The sequence below is a fragment of the Olleya sp. 1-3 genome, assembly GCF_002836085.1.
GTDB classification, from domain to species: Bacteria; Bacteroidota; Bacteroidia; order Flavobacteriales; family Flavobacteriaceae; genus Olleya; species Olleya namhaensis.
Genome location: NZ_PJBW01000029.1, coordinates 1 through 735 on the forward strand (window position 1 = coordinate 1; position 735 = coordinate 735).

At 36.1% G+C, this 735-nt stretch carries 1 pseudogene; it reads left to right on the forward strand.

Features of this window, described 5'->3' with window-relative positions:
* Positions 1-735: pseudogene (locus tag CXF54_RS12910) on the forward strand (hypothetical protein); the annotation flags it as partial.

The following is a 735-nucleotide window of genomic DNA, read 5'->3' on the forward strand; positions in this document are numbered from 1 at the left end:
CATTGATTACACAGATGAAGATGGTGTAGTTACGCAATTAGATTTATCAGCTATTGTTGCAAACCTTGAAGCATTAACAACTATCGTAGATAACAACGACGGAACTTTTACTTATACAGACGAAGACGGTGTAACAACAACTTTAGATGTTGCTAACTTAGAGACCTTAACAACCATTGCGCTTAATCCAGATAATACTAATATAGATTACACAGATGAAGATGGTGTAGTTACGCAATTAGATTTATCAGCTATCGTTGCAAACCTAGAAGCTTTAACAACTATCGTTGATAATAATGATGGTACATTTACTTATACAGACGAAGACGGTGTAACAACAACTTTAGATGTTGCAAACTTAGAGACATTAACAACTATTGCGCTTAATACAGATAATACTAATATAGATTACACTGATGAAGATGGTGTAGTTACGCAATTAGATTTATCTGCTATCGTTGCAAACTTAGAGGCACTAACAACACTAGCAATCGGTGCAGATGGAAATTCTTTAGATTACACAGATGAATTAGGTGCGATTAATAACGTACCATTACCTGTTGGATCTGTAGCACTAGGAGCAGACAACAACTCTATCGACTATACAGATGAAGATGGACTAGTAACAAACGTACCACTTGAAGTAGGAACAATCGCTTACGATGCTGCTTCAAATACTATTACCTATACAGATGAAGAAGGCACTGATACTGCTATCGCTTTACCAGCAAATGT